The 20,399-nt window shown below is 28.4% G+C and carries 9 protein-coding genes; 3 read left to right on the forward strand and 6 right to left on the reverse strand.

Annotated features, from left to right (window positions below; translation table 11 throughout):
* Positions 1–1,220: 1,220 nt before the first annotated feature.
* From lipA to recB, 5 genes are all read right to left on the reverse strand, one after another.
* On the reverse strand, positions 1,221–2,186 hold the full coding sequence (gene lipA, locus ERCIPICE3303_RS01695; protein ID WP_157991008.1) for a lipoyl synthase: 966 nt from the start codon (positions 2,184–2,186) through the stop codon (positions 1,221–1,223).
* A 946-nt stretch (positions 2,187–3,132) separates the two neighbouring features.
* Positions 3,133–3,816, reverse strand: a complete 684-nt coding sequence (gene lipB, locus ERCIPICE3303_RS01700) for a lipoyl(octanoyl) transferase LipB (RefSeq protein WP_157991009.1) — start codon at positions 3,814–3,816, stop codon at positions 3,133–3,135.
* A gap of 74 nt (positions 3,817–3,890) precedes the next feature.
* Complete coding sequence (ybeD, locus tag ERCIPICE3303_RS01705) at positions 3,891–4,154, reverse strand: DUF493 family protein YbeD (protein ID WP_157991010.1); 264 nt, start codon at positions 4,152–4,154, stop codon at positions 3,891–3,893.
* Between the two features lie 739 nt (positions 4,155–4,893).
* Positions 4,894–6,573 carry a glutamine--tRNA ligase gene (glnS, locus tag ERCIPICE3303_RS01710; protein WP_157991011.1) on the reverse strand — a complete coding sequence of 560 codons (1,680 nt, stop codon included), beginning with the start codon at positions 6,571–6,573 and terminating at the stop codon, positions 4,894–4,896.
* A gap of 211 nt (positions 6,574–6,784) precedes the next feature.
* The gene (gene recB, locus ERCIPICE3303_RS01715; protein ID WP_157991012.1) at positions 6,785–10,351 is read right to left on the reverse strand and encodes an exodeoxyribonuclease V subunit beta; all 3,567 of its coding nucleotides are present in this window, start codon (positions 10,349–10,351) and stop codon (positions 6,785–6,787) included.
* Positions 10,352–11,844: 1,493 nt separating this feature from the next.
* On the opposite strand from recB, the gene ERCIPICE3303_RS01720 reads away from it, so the two are divergent.
* The 3 genes from ERCIPICE3303_RS01720 (at position 11,845) to fabA (ending at position 15,993) form a co-directional block, all read left to right on the forward strand.
* Positions 11,845–12,174 (forward strand): BolA/IbaG family iron-sulfur metabolism protein, encoded by a 330-nt coding sequence (locus tag ERCIPICE3303_RS01720; protein WP_157991013.1) that lies wholly within the window; start codon positions 11,845–11,847, stop codon positions 12,172–12,174.
* A 575-nt stretch (positions 12,175–12,749) separates the two neighbouring features.
* Positions 12,750–14,507, forward strand: a complete 1,758-nt coding sequence (locus ERCIPICE3303_RS01725) for an AAA family ATPase (protein ID WP_157991299.1) — start codon at positions 12,750–12,752, stop codon at positions 14,505–14,507.
* Positions 14,508–15,474: 967 nt separating this feature from the next.
* Positions 15,475–15,993 carry a bifunctional 3-hydroxydecanoyl-ACP dehydratase/trans-2-decenoyl-ACP isomerase gene (fabA, locus tag ERCIPICE3303_RS01730; protein ID WP_157991300.1) on the forward strand — a complete coding sequence of 173 codons (519 nt, stop codon included), beginning with the start codon at positions 15,475–15,477 and terminating at the stop codon, positions 15,991–15,993.
* 3,389 nt (positions 15,994–19,382) lie between these two features.
* Here fabA and rluD read toward each other — a convergent pair.
* Positions 19,383–20,348 carry a 23S rRNA pseudouridine(1911/1915/1917) synthase RluD gene (rluD, locus tag ERCIPICE3303_RS01735; RefSeq protein ID WP_157991014.1) on the reverse strand — a complete coding sequence of 322 codons (966 nt, stop codon included), beginning with the start codon at positions 20,346–20,348 and terminating at the stop codon, positions 19,383–19,385.
* Positions 20,349–20,399: the final 51 nt, after the last annotated feature.

A 20,399-nucleotide genomic window follows, 5' to 3' on the forward strand; every position in this document is an offset into this window, starting at 1 on the left:
CTTGGATAAGATATCTGAATTCTACTCAAAACAACATTCATGATATTGTCAATTAAGATATTGTTTATTATATTAAATATTTCTTGAATCATTATTTATAATAATTTAATTAAACAATAGTTTAATAAAAATTAATGTTACCAATAAAATCCTATTTTATATTTTTCTGAATCTATAGTTAGATGAAATCATCATAAATGAATAATTTTACTTAAAATAGTAATTTTCAAGCATAGATTTTGACGCATTGAATTGGTTTTCATTAGATGTAAGTAAAACTTAAGATAATATCAAAATATTCCTATTAACCATGTCTCGTAGACTCATTGCTTTATGAATAATAATGATAATTATACTCTATTTTAGAGCATATTTATAATCTCTGTTTTAGTAAAGATTGAACTCTATAATATGGCCTCTATTAACTATAAGAAACTTATTCTTTAGTTTATTCTATACAACATTTAATGTTAGAAATTTATTTTTGACAATACTTACTTTCTATTTGTAATATGCTACTAAATGTATATTAGTAATGAATCTAAACTGTTTTAGAAAATAAAATGATTATAAATAGATTATTTTCAGAATAACATGTGTAAAACAATATTGATTGTTATTTTTACGAAATCTTATTCAGTTTAAGTAAATTACTAATTTTAATCTAATTCTTATTCAATACTCTAGTGAATAAATTGCTAAAGAATAGTCTAATCCTTTTAATAAACTTATAATACATATATCCTTATGGCTTATTACTTTTAATATACAATACATTTTCTTTAATTTCAGATAGAACATCAATCATAGCAACAACTATAACAATACGCAGTCCAATGAATCCTAATTTATTTAATATGATAACAATTAATCCTATAAGTCAAAATATTAGATACTAGATAGATTCATGTCTATATGATCAGAATTTTTCTCTATTTCATAATCAATAATAATGTATTTCTGTATATCTAATATATTATTAGATGAAGTTAATAATTCTAATAAATAAATGAAATAGATAGTAAATAATAATAGATTGCACTCCTCTTTCTCTATCTCTACTAAAATTAAATATATTCTCAGTTATTAACAACCAATTAATTTTTCTAAAAATCATTAAAACCTTATTTATATAAACTAACCTTTACGATTATTACCTTTAGGTTCTAATCTTACAAAAAGATAGAAATATCATATAATTCTTATATTTTAAGATTGTTTTATTTAACTTCTAATCCTTGTTCCTGCATATCCGCATGGTATGAAGAACGAACAAATGGTCCACAAGCTGCGTGAGTAAATCCCATTTTTATAGCTATATTTTTTATTTTTTTAAATTCATCTGGACTTACATAACGCTGAACAGATAAATGACGATGACTTGGTTGCAAGTATTGTCCAATCGTCAACATGGTAACACCATGTTGACGAAGATGGCTCATAACTTCAAACAGCTCAGTATTAGTTTCACCTAGCCCAAGTATTAAACCGGATTTAGTGGGAACATCCGGGTTTGCTTTCTTAAAATTTTCGAGTAATTTTAACGAGGAATTATAATTTGCCCCAGGTCGTACTGTATGATACATCCGTGGAACGTTTTCGATGTTATGGTTAAAAATATCTGGTGGAGTTGCTGTCAATATATTGAGTGCCTTTTCTGCAGACCCTCGAAAATCAGGTACTAAAATTTCAATTTTAATAGATGGATTTTTGTCACGAATAGCACGAATACAATTAGAAAAATGCTGTGCTCCTCCATCATGTAGGTCATCACGATCAACTGAGGTTATTACTACATACCGTAAACTAAGTTTGTGAATAGTTTGAGCTAAGTTATTTGGTTCATTGCAGTCAATAACAGAAGGTCGACCTTTTCCAACATTGCAAAATGGACAACGACGAGTACATATAGAACCAAGAATCATAAAAGTAGCTGTACCATGATGAAAACACTCTGATAAATTAGGACAGGCAGCTTCTTCACAAACAGAATAAAGATTCTGTTTTCGTATAATTGATTTGATTCGTTTAATTTTACTAGTATCAGAATAGAATTTAATTCTAATCCACTCTGGTTTATGTAATAAACCAGTTGAATTTATAATTCCATTATGATCTTTATCGTTTGTTATTGTCTCTTGGTCACTGTTTTTCATAGGGCTTTCTATTGTATGAATGAGAATCATTTTTATCCCTAGTGAATATAATATATATGTATAAATCTGTTAAAATTAACAAGATAAATACTTTTAAATATTAATTATAATAGATTTAATCTATTAAATCAATTCATATGCATACAGATATTATTTTAAATAACATATTATATTTTTTATCAGATCCATGTACATCTAATCTAATAAATATCTTGTTAATCGAATCTGAATAACTTCTTGGTTAATTTAACATGCACTGAATAAAAAAATATAATTTAATACTCATAAGAATATAAACATGATTTTATGTATGTCTGTCAATAAGATCTTAGATAAAACTTAGAAAAATTAATGATAATAAGAAAAATAATAAATATTATCGCCGTTTGTGAGACTCGCTATTAATGAATCATATATGATTTAACATAGTCTCTATATTTATGGATTTGGTTGTTACTGAATATAATTCATATAGAGAAAACTATATAAAAATCTCTTGATTTCTTTGACAAGAATATAGTTAACTATACTTTTCTATATAAATATTATGAAAATTTAAAAGATTAAACAATGAACTGGTTCATATTAATTTATATAGAATATTTGAAGATAAAACCAATATGGAATAAAATTTCCATATAAAAATCTATCATCGTAATTTGAAATTAAATGGTATGTGGTGTAAGACTCTTCTCTTATCACAAAAGACTAATATAAATAATATTTCTCAATCAAATACCGAATCTAATTCAGTATTATAGAACAAGATAAGACTATGAAATATTCAAAATTTTAATGATATAAGTAATCTAAAAAAACATCTAATTATTCTATAAAATTATAGAATAAAATAATGCATTTATACAAAAAAATAACATTTCAAACAAAAATATCTTTTTAGATTACAATATTTATTAAAATAAATGCAATAAATTTTATTTATATCGAAAATATTCTATTTTATATTCCAATCACCTTAACTTTTTTCTTCTATATATGAGCAAGTTTCATTTTTTTCAATCCAATATGTTTCGGAGATAGATAATTGACGTGTAAAGTTATATATTAATACTGGCTGCACTTCAGTTAATGTTATGTCATGTTTTTGTTGTTGCAACTGAGTCATTTCTAATCCTGGATGTCCACAAGGGTTAATATATAGAAATGGAGTTAGATCCATATTCACATTTAGTGAAAGACCATGATATGAACATCTATTTCGTATACGTAATCCCAGCGAACCAATTTTTTTGTTATCTACATAAACCCCCGGTGCTTCGACTCTGGAATAGGAAATAACAGAAAAATAAGATAATGTATCAATTATCGTTTTTTCCATCAAATTCACTAATTGACGTGGAGTAATTGCTCGTCTTTTAAGATTAATCATTACATACATTAATTGCTGACCTGGACCATGGTAGGTCACTTGACCACCTCGATCGCTCTGCATAACTGGAATTTGATCTGGTACTAATATATGCTCAACTTTTCCTGATTGCCCTTGGGTAAATACTGGAGGGTGTTCCACTAACCAGACTTCATCTAGCGTCTCTGGCTTACGATCATTAGTAAACTTATACATACTCTCTGCTACAGTTTTCCAAGAACGTAATCCCATACTTCGGACAATTAGAGCATCTGAAGATTCAACGATCATATTTATTAGAATCCACTATTATATATATGAAGCAATATTATTCTTTATCGTGCAATAGATTGTGCGCTAAAGGGTTAAAAAACCATACGAACGTTTTGTATTTTACTTAAATCAGTATATAAGTGCTCTACCTGTTGAATATTCGTTACTACAATTGTAATAGAAATAGAACAATAACTTCTTCTGTAGCTATAGATAACTCTTGGGATATAGTCTCCAGGAACATAGCTCTGCACTACTTCAATCACTTGATTCACAAGATTGATATGTGGAGTACCTATAACCTTATAGGTCATAGAAGTCGGAAATACAAGGAGATCTACAAGATTAGTTTTCAATTCAGGTTCCAATAAGCACAAGATAATCGACATAGATCATAATGTAATACAAGCCTATGTATCTGATTAATAATAAATAAACCAAGAGCAATTAAAACTCAATTTTTAATTAGATATTTTAATTGAATTAATTTTTCTCCCATTAGATTACAGATTATTCCACTCTTCAATATTAAAAATAACATTAATATTACAGAAGAAATTTTTAGTTTTGTGATACTACAATTATAGTTATCATTCAGAGTCGTCTATCACATCTTATGGGATAAGATTCATACTTATCTTATGTCTCCTATAATATAAATAGGATGATACTAAAAAAATAATGTTACTGTCTTAAGATACACAAGAATACAATCAATTAATAGGATCATCTCTTATCTTGTTACCCTACTCTTAAGATTAGTCTTTACCTGTAAAAATGGATCCTTAATGATAGCATAACCAAACATTTATTTTATCTCAATCTTATTTCATTCATTAACTTAAGATATCATTCATCTCATCTATATAATCATAGAACATCATGAATTCACATAGTATGGTGAAATATTCATGATTATATATTCCACTGCATGATAAGTATTCTAATCTTATATAGGCTAAAAATTAAGACAGCAAACCTGATATATTATTCTGATCTTAATGCTTAAGTAAATACATAGTATAATTATTTCAAATTAATAACTGTAATTATTTAAGTCACAATGCATCTATTGAATTCAAAATATAATATATATTAAGTACAATGGATATTGTTAACTTTTAACCAATTATTACGCAAACTAATAGTTCGATTAAATACTAATTTATTTAGAGTAGAGTCAGCACTATCAATACAAAAATACCCTTCTCTTTCAAATTGATAAGAAAGAGATGCTTTTGCAGTTTTTAAACTAGGTTCAACAAACCCATCTTGAATCATAAGAGAATTTGGATTAATAGTCATAAGGAGGTCGTCTTTCTCCCATGGTTTAGCACAAAGAAATAATTGCTCATATAATCGAAATTCTGCAGGTAAAGCATATTTAGCTGATACCCAGTGTATCACTCCTTTAACCTTTCGTCCATCACCTGGATGTTGATTGAGAGTTTTTAGATCACATGAGCAATATAAGCAGATAATATTCCCTTTGTTATCTTTTTCTATATTTTCAGCCTTAATGATATAGGAATTACGTAAACGTACTTCCTCTCCTAAAATAAGACGTTTATAATTTTTTATCTTTTTTTCTAAAAAATCGGATCGGTCAATATAAATTTCACTTGTAAAAGGCACTTCTCGTACACCCATCGAAGGTTTATATGGATGACATTGCATACAAATAATTTCTTCATAATCTTTAGGAAGATTTGTAATGCAAATTACAATTGGATTAATAACAGCCATGGCTCGTGACGCGTGTTCATTTAGATGATCACGAACACAGGATTCTAATGAACCCATTTCAACTAGATTATCCTGTTTTGTAACACCAATGCGTTGGCAAAATTCCCGTATGGATTCTGGCGTATATCCACGACGACGCATTCCAGAGATAGTTGGCATACGTGGATCATCCCATCCATCCACAATATTTTTAGTGACTAAGAGGTGAAGTTGACGCTTAGATGTTACAGTATATTCAACATTCAAACGTGAAAACTCATATTGTTTCGGGTGGTTTGAAATGCTAATGTTATCTAGAATCCAATCATATAATCGACGATTATCTTGAAACTCTAAAGTACAGAGAGAATGCGTGATACCTTCAAGGGCATCAGAAATACAGTGGGCAAAATCATACATGGGATAAATACACCACTGATTACTAGTTTGGTGATGCTCGACAAACTTAATTCGGTAAAGAACAGGATCACGTAGTACCATAAAATTAGAAGACATATCAATTTTTGCACGCAGACAAGCAGCTCCTTCAGAAAATTCACCCTTCCGCATATTAAAAAATAACCTGAGATTTTCTTCAACACTACGAGATCGATACGGACTATTAGTTCCTACTGATTTTAAAGTTCCACGATATTGTCGTATCAAAGAAGGTGATAGCTCATCAACATATGCTAAACCTTTCTTGATTAGCTCTACAGCATAGTTATATTGTGCTTCAAAAAAATCTGAAGCATATCGAATATTACCATACCATTGAAATCCAAGCCACTTTACATCACGTTTAATGGCATTAATAAATTCTATATTTTCTTTAATTGGATTTGTATCGTCAAAACGTAGATTACATTGTCCTTGATAGTCTTCTGCAATCCCAAAATTTAAACAAATTGATTTAGCATGACCAATATGAAGGTATCCATTTGGCTCAGGAGGGAAACGCGTTCGTATTAAATCATATTTATGGTTTACTAAATCTTCTTCAATAATCTGACGAATAAAATTAGTTGGGCTAATTATTGACCCACTCATATAGATGTCCTTGATGTAGATAAAATAAATTGTAATAAAAAGAATTTAATTATTTAGTAAATAAATGACAGTTAGGATAAAAACAAAACTATCTTTTTATTAGATTAATTATATTAGCTTAATAAAAATTATATCTAATCGCGAGTGTTATCTTATTTTAGACATAATTTACTAGGATCATTAAATCTGATAAATATTCAAGATCACTCGGTTACCTCTTCTTATAAAGAAATAGGTGATCTATTGCGTTCATAAAATTTGAATTCGGATGGGCATGATAGATCCCATAACTATTTCTAGTACCATCTAGACCTCGTAAGAAAAGATATATAATACCTCCAAAATGCTGTGTATAATTATATCTTTTTATACAACGACGTAGATGACGATGTAATGCTAAGGCATACAGCTGATATTGTACATCATAACGATGCGTCTGCATCGTTTCCTTCATTGCTTCTTGTGTGTAAGAAGTATTCTTCTCTCCTAACCAATTAGACTTATAATCTACTAGATAATATTTATTATCCCAGAAAAAAACTAAATCGATAGCACCTTGTAACATTCCTTTTATCTCATTAAAACAAAGAGGAGGACAGGTCGCGGATAATGGGTCTTGATTGATTACTTGATTTAGCTCCCTAGCTGTTATCAACTTAAAAATTGGTAAATAGAACTGAAATTCTACTTGTCTTACTGAGCATGAGAGTTGACTAAGACTAACTCCTGTATGATTTAGAGGAGTATGTAAAATATTTTGTATCCAATCACATATAACTTCTTTCCATTGATCACTTAATCCTTGATACCGAAGCTGCTGTAATAACCATTTTTCATTTAATGGTATATTAAATTCTACTTTTTCTAATAATTTATGAAGAAAAGTTCCTGATGTAGCCCCGCGCGGAAAAGTATGTGATGTTAGTTCTAAATCTATTGTTTGTTTTTCTAGTGCTTCCTCTTCTGTCTTCTCAAAACTAATATCGCTATACGATAAAGAGTTGATCATTGCAGTTTTTGTGTTATAATTTTTTTTCTGAAGATCAGAAAAACTCGTCATACGCCAGTAATTATGTATAGAACGTGATAATTTACGGCTATTTAAAGTAAGGGTTTCTGTATGAGAAATTTTATATTGTTTCAATCTGTCATGACTTACATGAGAAGTCTCATCTACTTCTATGAGATTGTTTTTTAATTCTTGAAGCGCTAAACGAAGACCTGAAGCGTTAGATGCTATACCATTTTGAATAAGATAACCTATTGCACTACGATGTAGATCGCTTTTCCCTTGTTTCTTGCGTCTACCCTTAAATATTGGTGCAATTCCAATACTGCAGTGAAATATTGAACGTGTTAATGCAACATAGAGTAAACGCAAATCCTCTGCTAATCTATTTCTCTCTGCTAATACACCACCTGATGTACTTTGTGGCTCGCTAAGCGATTTAGTAAAAGATTGATAATTATGAGAATAGTTGTTTTTTGAATTATGAAAATCAGAAGCAAACGGTAACCATACTAATGGATATTGTAAACCTTTAGACTTATGAATAGTTACAATCTTGACTAAATTCCGATCATGTTCTAAACGTAATTTTTGACTACTTACTTTACTATCAGGTTGTTCTAACTTCTGAACCAACCATCGTATTAAAATATGCTGACTATGTTTTGTTATAGAAGCTTCTTGTAAGACTTCGATTAGATGTAATAAATTAGTGAGACGTCGTTCTCCATTATTAGATTCTAATAAATTTTCAGCTATTTGACGTTTTATGATAAATGCATGTAGCATCGCAAATATTCCATAGATTCGCCAATGGTTATGATAATATTCAAACTCATCTACTATGGCATTCCAGCTGACATCATTCTTTTTTAATTCATCAATTTTTTCTGCAGGCATGTTAAAAAGACTGGTAGCCAATGCACTAAGAATCGCAGTGTTTTTCCATGGTTTTGACACTGCCTCTAAAAAATATACTATTTCCCGAGCTTCTAACGTTCTATAGATGCTATCTTGATTGGATAAGTATACTGATGGAATCATTAGTTGATTTAATGCTTCTCCGATTATAGAAGCTTCACTACGATTGCGCACTAATACTGTAATGTCTGAGGCTTTTATTGGCCTTTGTTTCTGCTGATTGCCAATGAGAATCTGACCTTGTCCTCCTTTATAAATCCAGTACCTAATATCTTCAGCACATTTCTGTGCCATAAACTGATGATAATGAACAATTCCTATTCCATCGCCAGGTTGAAGACAAAATTTAAGCGCAGGCTGTATTCTATTTTCTATTCTAAATTGCAAACCATGATTGAGAGATGCAGATTTAACACTAACAAATGGTATCTCACAGAGCAGAAATGGATTGTGTTTTCGTAAAAACAACTGGGTAACTGCTTTAGTCATGGCTAATGATGACCGCCAGTTTGTATCTAATGTATAACAAGCATTTACTTCGGAACGCGCCTGCATATAGGTCAATATATCCGCACCTCGAAAGGAGTAAATTGCTTGTTTAGGATCTCCTATCAGTAGTAATACGATATTAGGTTTTTTATGATACACAGTTCGAAAAATACGATATTGTTTTGGGTCAGTATCTTGAAATTCATCAATGATAACTGCTGGATACTGTTCCCGGATCATATTAGATAGAACATCTCCATTCTTCTTATGGAGAGCTTTATCTAATTCTTCTAGAATATCATCAAATCCAATTTGTGCATGAATAGCTTTATTTTTCCTTATGAGGAAATCAACCTTTCTTCTTGCATAAGAAAGAACAAATTGACGTAAAGATAAAAAGGGAGGACATTCAAGAAATGTTTCAATTCTCTCAAAAATAGGATGATGTGGACAAAGACCTGTTTTGCTTTTACTTAATAATGTCTTCTGATTGAAATATATCAATTCTTTTGGGAAGGCATAATCTATCGTCTGAGTTTTCGCCCATACAGTAATTTTTTCTAACCAGCGACGAAGATTTTTATCTTGATAGCTACGAGCATCAATCCCAGATTTTTTGATGAACTCGAATAAATAATCTACAGAAAGCCACTCTTTTTTTAGCTCCTTAATCTCCGAAATAATTAGCTGATGTCTATGCTCAATCGTTGAATCTAACTCTAAGGATTCATCAGGCATTAGAGTGTTCTTAGATAAAAAAGGTGATAACTCTTGAAAGAGCTGTTCTGGTCCTACCCATAGTTTTCGTACTACATGGATCACTGATAGTGGTAACGGATAAAAAGATCTTCTCCAAAAATCGGTTACTGCTTGCCGGTGTATTCTGGTTTCATCAACTACCAGTTCCTGTTGAAATAATAATCCTATCTCAAAAGAATAAAGATCTAGCATCCGTTTACAAAAACCATGAATAGTAAAGATAGAAGCTTCATACATATTTTGTGCAGCTATTAATAAAGTTGAAGCCGCATCAGATAGATTAGTAATCTGAGACATTAATTCTACAAACAATGGATTGAGACTGTAACCACATAAGCAGGCAATACGTAATTCATGTATATTAGAATGAATACGACTACGAAGTTCTGCAGTCGAATTTTCAGTAAAAGTTACTACTAGAATTTCTTTGATTGATAGTTGACGGTTAAAAGCTGATTTTCCTCCCAAACCAAGCAATAATCGTAAATAAAATAAACCAATAGTAAAAGTTTTTCCTGTTCCTGCTGACGCCTCGATTAACCGCTCACCATATAACGGTAGGACTAATGGTTTAAGAATGATAGGTGTTTTTAGCATCATGTCAGTTCCTAACTTATCCGATAGTTGTGTGGTATAATTTCGATCTTTTTATTGATTAATATTTACATATTACATGGTGTTTTATTCATGTTTAATAGAGCATATTTAGTCTCTATTCTTAATCTAAAACAACTTCTCTATCAATTTGGCATAAATGTATTCTACAATATATATGTGTATATATTTATTAAATCTAAGAATTACAGAAATTAGAATACATCAAAAGATTCTATCTCTATGACTAAGAGATATTATAAAGAATTGTATTATATAATCGCATATAAGATGACATAAGAGGCCCATATAGAAGTATCTTCTCTTAATCATCCAAAACAAATAATTTACTTCAAGTACGTCTATCTATATGTTTTAATCTTTTCATTTTCTCGCATCTAAAAACTAGACTTAGTATATTATATTTTATTTTTTATTATAAAAATAGAAAAGAAAATCGATCTATTATTCACTTATTGATCAAGTATATATTATAATTTATGCTAACACTTTTATAGAATTCATCGATGATCTCATCAATTTAAAAAAAGATTAGTATCTACTTAGATTAATATAAACAACTTTATATTATATTGTGTGGAGTAGTATAATTCATTAGGTCATATAAATATTTTTTAGAAATTTATGAAAATAAGATGTAGTTCTATATAGTTTTGAAAACAACGGTATCAATTTTTCATGGAATTCAAAAATTGAATAATATAAATATACTCAATAAAATAGTATAGAATCATTATTATAAAAGTATCTGTATCTAATGATTATTTCTTACAAAAATGATCAGTTTGCAAATAACTTTGAAATAAAATTTCAGAAGAATGTTAAGATACAACTTCTATCTCAGATATTATAAAGAATGAATAGTTTATTTGATCATCATGTTAATTTATGTTTAAGATGTTAACTATATAGAGAAGAAAACTTAATCAGATAAAATAACCGTGAATTAAAAAGAATCAGATAATTGTGATCCTATTTTACCAACATGCACCTTTCTTCTATAAATAGCTATCAGTATCATAACTAATTGCTCTTTTTTTAAATAAAAAATTATAATAATCATCTGAAATGATATTATATCATATCGTTTATATTGTTATATAAACTAGTATCTAGGAAAGGGTGTTAATCTTAAATTAAATAGATTGGAACATCAGATCCTATTTTTCATCGTATAACAATGTATATTGTTACTCTAATTATTATGATAAAATACTAGGATCGGATCTTAAAAATCCTAAGAAAAAGAATGTATCTACATCCTATCTCAATATAAATGATTGCTAGATGATCCTAATAGATATTAGGATTCTACTAATTATCCGAAATAGTACTCATGTAATATAATGATATTATTCTGCTATTGATTTAAAATATATAAATAAACACCTATTCGAAATATATCAAGATGTATGCTACTTTTATCTAATATCCAAGAACGATCAATTTCTTTTTCTATATCTAAAAGATATCTCAATATGACTTATAAAACGATAGAAACTAAATTATATACAGCGTTTAATCCTTCATATCTTTTAATAAAAGATGAAAGCCATTATCACCAGTCCTATTCAGGATTAGAGAGCCATTTTAAAGTGATCATAGTCAGTAATCTTTTTAATCAAAAAACTTTCCTTCAACGACATCGTTCAATTTATTCTGTGCTTGCGTTAGAATTAAAAAACAGCATTCATGCCTTATCTCTTAACGCATACTCTCTCACGGAATGGGATAATATAAAACATATTAGCACTATCCACGCATCTCCTAAATGCTTAGGATTGCTTCGTCATAATATAGATGAATAAATTTTACAAGCTTAATACTTAATAGTCTGATTCAATCATTACAGTGATAATGATGTTGTTATCAATCTTTCTATAATTATTTAGAAATACAAAATATCACATATCGACAGTTAATAAATCAGAAAGATTTCGTTAAGTTAATATAATTTTTACAATTATAGAACTGATTTCTATATAGAAAATGAATAGTTAGTTAAAAACGAGATTGTTGTAATACGATGATGTATTCATATCAAGTATCTATCTCTGTGTATAGTTCTGTGATATGATATTTAAGATAATTAAATTAGTTCTTGGTTTATCTATCTCTTGAAGATAAAAGGTATGTAAAATTTATATGATGATCACATCATATAATATACGTTATTTTTATATAAAAATATTGTATTCACACTGATGATCAACATCAGTACAAACATACTTGATATTAAATATAAAAGAAACTCAGAGATTATAGAAAAGATTATGATATTTTGATATGATTTAAATCAAGTATATCTATACCAAAATTTCAATAAATCATATATAATTTTTAAAAATATAATCAAATTTTTATTTAAATGCATACGATAAACTTGAATAATTATTTATTAGAGTGGCAATCCCTACAACCTGATATTAAACACTTTGAGCATTTATTTATAACAAACACAGTTATAAACTCAGATGTTTTTTATACTATCCAAGCCCGCCTCTATAATGGACTTAGTCTTTTTTTAAAAACTCAAGCACAAATACCACTAATCAGAATAAAAAGTCCTGACAGTTCTTTCTACCTTATTTTATTTCAGAAAGTGCTAATTTCTATTTTAGATCCAAGCAAGAATAAATCATCTAGTTTCCATGGGAGGTGTTATGAAAAAATGCAATACTTACCATATAGAGATAATTTATTGTCCCTACAAAATAATCTTATAAATGCTGCTGGTGTTTATCAGGCAGGTTGGATTGAACATGAAGCCCTGTTTGGATCTGTTCGTATTCATCAATCTAAAATATCCTTATCACCAGGATTGGTGCATCGCGCTAATGGCGGAGTGCTTATTCTCTCTCTTCAGACTTTACTGGCACAACCATTAATCTGGAGACGTCTAAAAAAAATACTAGTTAATAAGCAATATGAATGGTATTCACCTGACCAATCCCGCTGTCTTCCTATAGAAATCCCTTCAATACCAATGTATTTTCGTCTTATGTTAGTTGGAGGCGAAAAAGCTCTAGCTGAATTTGAGACTATAGAGCCTGAATTAACATATATGTCATTATATGCTGAATTTGAAGATAATATTTATTTATCAGACGATATGGCGTTTATTAACTGGAAGCGATGGGTAGAAAATGTTGTAGATAGTCTCTCCTTCCCTATTCTTTCTCCTGATTTTTGGCCAGTTTTAATTCGAGAAGCTGTACGATGGACTGGAGATCACAAGATATTACCTCTTGATTTAGAGTGGATAAGACATCAGTTACAAGAGTCTATTTTATATTGTGATGGTCCAATAATGAGGGGAAAGGATCTTCAAAATGCCCTAAATATACGTTTATGGAGAGAAGGATTTTTATTAGAGCGAATGCTTCATGATGTATTACAGAAGCAAATTCATATTGAAACAACTGGTGAAAGAATTGGACAGATCAACGGTCTATCAGTTATAGAATACCCCGGTCATCCCCGTGTTTTTGGTGAACCTGTACGAATTAGTTGTATAGCCCATCTTGGGAATGGAGAGTTAACGGATGTAGATCGTCAGGTAGAACTAGCTGGTAGTCTACATGCTAAGGGTGTAATGATTCTAGAATCATGGCTTATGGCAGAATTAAAATTAGATTGTACTATGCCATTTACTGCCTCTTTAGTTTTTGAGCAATCATACGAGCAAATTGATGGAGATAGCGCATCACTGGCCGCACTGTGCGTTCTAATAAGCGCATTGGCGTTACAGCCAATCAATCAGATGATTGCAATAACTGGATCTATGGACCAGCTAGGCGGTGTCCAATCCATAGACAGAGTAAATGAAAAAGTTGAAGGTTTTTTCCGACTTTGTAATCAAAGGACTCTAAAAGGTAGTCAGGGAGTGATAATTCCTTCTTCTAATATACAACATCTTTCATTACATCAGGACGTTATCAATGCTGTACGAGATGGTCAATTCTCTATATGGTCAGTATCTCATGTTACTGAAGCTCTGTTTCTCTTAACTGGTATAGAATGGGAACAAGACAATAAGCCTTGTTTAATTCGATCAATAAAAAATCGTATTGCAAAAGTGGCTCAACGTAATACTAAACAACATATATCACTTCTACATTGGTTTAAGTGGACAAAATAAAAAATCAAACATAACTTTTTTATAGACATACAAAATCACTGTTTATCATAAAAACGATATTTACATATCATGTATAACTAAAATACTTCATAAATATGAAGTAGGACGAATAAAAATAAAAACTAAATTAGGTTAGTTAGTTAATCGCTTCTCTCTTGAAAAGAGACGCAAGATATTGATGTATAATGAAATCAATAACTATATTTCTACATAATTATATCATATTTTGAATAAAAAATCTGTTCTTTGAGATCTTTTAAGGGATTTCGTAAAAATATAATCAGTACTAAGTGCACATGCTATTTATCTTATAAAGAAGAATAAACTATTAGAATTTAGCAAGTTTTATAAATATAGAACATTATATTCATGACTCATTTGAAAAGAAAATCAGTACACTAAACGGTTCTAACAATATCAATTTGTAAAGAAAAATATTGATTACTTTTAAATTAACAATATGCAAGATACTTAATATAGTTTTATTCTAGATCATGGAGAAGATATAGGTTTTTAAACAATTCTAAAAATTAAGATTAAGAACAAGGTTACTAGTTGGTAAGCATCTAGTGATATGTGCTTGCTTGAATGAAAATATTAATTTTATTTAGTCAAAGTATTTTTTGTATAAACATAACATGCTTATCAAGATAAATAAAAAAATACTAAATTAGCATCAAAAACATAATTATTTTTATCAAAAATCTACTAAAAGTATGATCTAGTATAAAACATTAAAACTACAATTTCATATTGAAATTTCTAATTAATATTAAAGGATAATGCGAAATGGAATACATATACTCCTTCGACTACATCATATTATAACTAATATTACATGAATTTTTTATTCAGCAGCTACGTGCTCTTAATAAACAGCTTCCTAAACTATTAATTATATGAATTTAAGACTATATATATCTCAAACCAATACCAATACTGGATTACAATAATGTTTATCGAGAATATGCTAGAAAAGTGTTCATTTTATACTAAAGAAGATTTACTTGCCTCAAGTCGCGGTGAATTGTTTGGCTCTGAAGGCCCGCCATTACCAGCTGGTAATATGTTAATGATGGATCGTGTAGTTAGTATTACGGAAATTAATGGGAAATACAACAAAGGATTTGTTGAAGCTGAGTTAGATATCAGACCAGATCTATGGTTCTTTTCTTGTCATTTTATTGGTGACCCAGTTATGCCAGGTTGTTTGGGCCTTGATGCTATGTGGCAGCTAGTTGGTTTTTATCTTGGGTGGTTAGGAGGAAAAGGTAAAGGTCGTGCTCTAGGAGTTGGAGAAGTAAAATTTTCAGGACAAGTGCTAACCATTTCTCAGACAGTTTCTTATAGAATTCATATAAAACGAATTATTAATCGCAAACTAATCATGGGTATAGCAGATGGTGAAGTTTTAGTAGACAATCAAGTTATTTACACTGCAAGCGATTTAAAAGTAGGACTTTTTAAAGATGCTACACCATTTTAACGATCACTGTATATACTCAAATTTATTGATTAATGTAAATTTAGATTATTGATCTTAGTACTTTTAATACTGATTTGTATGTGTTGTTTATTAGTATCCATTAAATATCATTCATATTTTTTTAGCTATGAGAATACTATATGTATAAGTCCTGATATATATATCAGGATATTAATGAATGAATCTACATATAGAATATACAACATATAATTATAAGAGAATTATATTCTTCTCATAGAATGATAGAAAGAATGAAGTAATTTTATTAATCTTTAAATAAAAAGTAAATAAATTTTACTTAATAACCTATTATAGATATTTAAATTCCATAATATAAAAACATTACGGCTGGCAGACATTGATCTCCAACCTATATTTTTCATAACATAATACTGTCATGTTTAATTGTATTGTTTTAAAAAACTACTGACTAAACTTTCAGATTTTAAAAATACTTCATTAATACACTCAATCCATTCACTATTATTAGTCACTCTTAGATTTCATTATATCTAATAAACTAATAAGTAATTGTATTACCGTTCCAAAATAACATGCATCTCTATATTCTAAATTCACTAATAATATAAGTATTAATGGATTTAAAAGATGATTTACATATGTAATTTCTTACCTAAGTAAGTCAAACCTAATAAATATTAAAATTATTTATAAACACTTAACTTTAATAGTAAAAGGTATAAACATTCAACATACTCAATGTCGATTATACTCATAGATCATTAAATATTCTGTGGGGAAAAAGTGTAATAATCAATATATTGATTGTTATGACTTAATAAGTTTATTTTTATAATCAATGTAAGAAGAAATTCTAATAATCTCAATTTTATATAATATTCACTTCAACAAACATTCAATAGCTCAGTATGTATATATTTCTGTTTCTATTTCTATTTTGCATTATTAATATAACTGAATTTATATCAGTTGTGATTTTATAAGATTGATATAGATTAATCTTAATAGATATAAGTGTAGCTAGGTTTATGTTAACTATTTATTTTATATTCTGAGATCTAAATGATTTGCTAAAAGTTATCAAAATAAAAAATTGAACTTGATATGATGTTAACTATCACAATTTTTTATTATTAGTCATTGTCTTATACCTACAAAATAATATTCTCAAATTTGTTGATAGCATGTACTGGGATTGCACTATCTTGCGCCATTAATTAGTTAATAATCTATTATTCATATAATCACCTATCACCATACTGTAGATATATTCAGCTATTCAGTATACTAGATATTAGGAGAATAATCACTATTGTACGATAGAAAACCTGTCAGTTCAATAATTGGATTGTATCTTAATTATTGTTATTTGATTTTTTATATATTGGAGTTAAGGATCTTATTACCATTGTGCTTTTATGAAAATTATTACTAAAATTACTAATTCCATGTATTTAATTCTAGAGTACTATAAACATACTATTTCATCGATTTTAAATAATAGAGTCATATTTCTTATCTTAATTTAGATGATGCTCGTTTCTTTGTATTCTTATTTGGTTTTGAAAGACTATTTATTATTCTTTATGTTATATTTATATAAATCAATTCTAATTAATTTTATTATACACTACGATGAGTTTAACTTCTTTATTCAGAGAACATTGCTATGCAATAATCATTCATATTTTTAAAGTTACTATTTTTTATTTAGTCTTAATAGTTATGAGTCATAACTCTGCGGTTAGTCGATTAATATTAAGCGTCTATAATACCAGTATGCATAAGCAGTTATCTGATTATAAATAAGATTAGCGTGTAAATAAACTTCAGCAACATATTCCATACTAACAGTACAATCGATGTTTTATCACTTTCTATAAACTTATAATAATCGGAACTATAAATTATTACTATAGAAATAGATAAATTTTACAGTAAATATACTAAAATAAATACAATCACAGTACAATAATCTCATATTATATATGAGAGATCTGATCTACCTTATATAGAGGTTCTGATGATTTTATATAGAATCTATTTATATAGAATATCATATTGTAGAATTCTTTTAAAGAAAACGATTAAAACATAATTGTTAAATCTAAAGGAATTTTTTTCTAATCCCATTTCATAACTATATTTAGAATAATTATTCTCATAATATGAGATATCTGGTATAATATAATCCATATTTGTGTTTTTATTTTAATTTATTTTATCGTCTAAAGACGCATATATTTCTTATCTTTAACTGAAAATTCATATTATCATTTTATAAATATCCTAATAGTTATTTGGTAATAATATAGTTTTAATAGATTTTTGATATTAACAGATTTAAGATAACAATAGAATCTTCTTATATTTAAAAAGATAATTAATAAAACAGTAAATAGATATTAAAATATTATCATACACAATGCTTACACATGAACATTAAATACTTACCTATCCTTCTCTATAATAGAGAATTCCTATTTTAGAACGTGATATATCAAATGACTTCAAAAACTAAAAATAATAAAAACAATAACATGTACTAATAAAATTTAAAAACTACAACATAAGATTAACTTTAATTACTTAACTCTTCATATAAATTAAAATTTGAATAATGGATAAATTTTTCTATAAAAATCAATAGTATAAGAAATACTTTTTTATTAAAAAACCAGATTGTATTAAAAATGTTCTTATTTATAGAATTAAATAAAAGCATAATTGTCTACTAAAATAGATGGCAACATACCAAAGCTATAATCTAATCTATTTTATACGATCTATTTCCTATTCCAATTTGAATTAAAAACTAAAAACTTTTAAGATAATAACAGTTAAATAGAGTTATTATAATTTATATTAAGCATTTATAGTGTATCTATCCTTCTTTTAAAAAGCGGAATGATTCTTTATCTTACTAGATCTAAATATCAAATCTTTTAATTTTAACATACTTTGATAAATATCTATTAAATTAAATGTAACATATTTCTTCATTAATATATATTAATGATTATTTAGATTCTATGTAATAAAGATTACAGAACACTGAATAACAATACCCTATAAGTATACTTATTTGATTTATCCCACTATCTTCTGACTCTATAGAATATATATTAAATAAAACACAGTAATATTCAGAAGAATAGTCTTAATAATTACAACTACAATTATTATATTTTTATCTAACCAACATAATCTTTTAGACAAATTAGTAATCTTAAAAAATCATGAGTCTATATCATTGCAATATGACACTCATTCATTATTCTATCGCTATACTCTACACTATAAAAATAGTAATTATTAGTTCAGAACTATACTTTATTTAATATTAAAAAGATACTTATAAGACACAGTTTTTTTATTAATAACACTGGTATCTATTAAGAACTCAATCACTCTTTATAACAGTTCATATCTATTTCTAAAATATTCAAAAGATTTACCATATCTTTCGGTAACTGTGCATGCCATTTCATCTGAATACCGAATACAGGATGATCAATAGACAGCATGGTCGAATGCAATGCCTGACGCTTAAATGCATGAAGAGTAGAAATAAAAGCCTCTGAAGCAGCTTTAGGTAGACGTGGGCGACCACCATATACAGGATCACCTATCAGCGGATAATTAATATGTGCCATATGCACTCTAATTTGATGCATACGACCAGTACAAAGTTGTAATTGAAGCCAAGTGTGAGCACGAAATTTTTTTAAAACACGATAATAAGTGGTAGCAGGTTTACCAGAGTAGTCTATTGCCATATGAGTACGTTTAGTAGGATGGCGAGCGATTGGACTCTTAACTATTCCACCTGCTATCATGCGACCCATAACAATTGCTTCATATTCACGAATAATTTTCCGATCTTGCAAATCTTTTACAAGATGAGTATGTGCAAAAGTAGTTTTAGCTACTATCATTAGACCAGTAGTGTCCTTATCTAAACGATGTACTATGCCTGCCCTCGGAACGTTTATGATAGCTGGGAAGTAGTGTATCAATGCATTTAATACTGTATCGTCATCGTGACCTGCTCCAGGATGCACTACTAAGTTTTCCTGTTTATTAATAACTATTATATGTGGATCTTCATATACAACATGAAGGGGGATATCTTTTGCCTTCCAGGGGTCTTTCTTTTTTACTTCTACATTAATGCAGATTTTTTCACCACCAAACATTTTTGTTTTAGCTAGATCGACAATATTACCATTAACAGAAACACCTCGACAAAGAATCCATTGTTTTAAAATAGAGCGTGAATATTTAGGAAATAATTCTGCCAAGATCTGATCTAAACGATTTTTAAGTGAAACTTGAGGTACAATTGCATTAAGTTCTATTTTATTAGACATAAATGAATAACTTCTTTATTTACATTGGATTATCCCAATAATTCTATATAA

The organism is Candidatus Erwinia haradaeae, from assembly GCF_900699015.1.
Lineage (GTDB): Bacteria > Pseudomonadota > Gammaproteobacteria > Enterobacterales > Enterobacteriaceae > Erwinia_E > Erwinia_E haradaeae_E.

Excerpts from the sequence above, each read along its gene's own strand:
- lipA (WP_157991008.1), bottom strand. The coding sequence starts at position 2,186 with ATGATTCTCATTCATACAATAGAAAGCCCTATGAAAAACAGTGACCAA.
- lipB (WP_157991009.1), bottom strand. The coding sequence starts at position 3,816 with ATGATCGTTGAATCTTCAGATGCTCTAATTGTCCGAAGTATGGGATTA.
- glnS (WP_157991011.1), bottom strand. The coding sequence starts at position 6,573 with ATGAGTGGGTCAATAATTAGCCCAACTAATTTTATTCGTCAGATTATT.
- recB (WP_157991012.1), bottom strand. The coding sequence starts at position 10,351 with ATGATGCTAAAAACACCTATCATTCTTAAACCATTAGTCCTACCGTTA.
- ERCIPICE3303_RS01720 (WP_157991013.1), top strand. The coding sequence starts at position 11,845 with ATGACTTATAAAACGATAGAAACTAAATTATATACAGCGTTTAATCCT.
- fabA (WP_157991300.1), top strand. The coding sequence starts at position 15,475 with ATGCTAGAAAAGTGTTCATTTTATACTAAAGAAGATTTACTTGCCTCA.
- rluD (WP_157991014.1), bottom strand. The coding sequence starts at position 20,348 with ATGTCTAATAAAATAGAACTTAATGCAATTGTACCTCAAGTTTCACTT.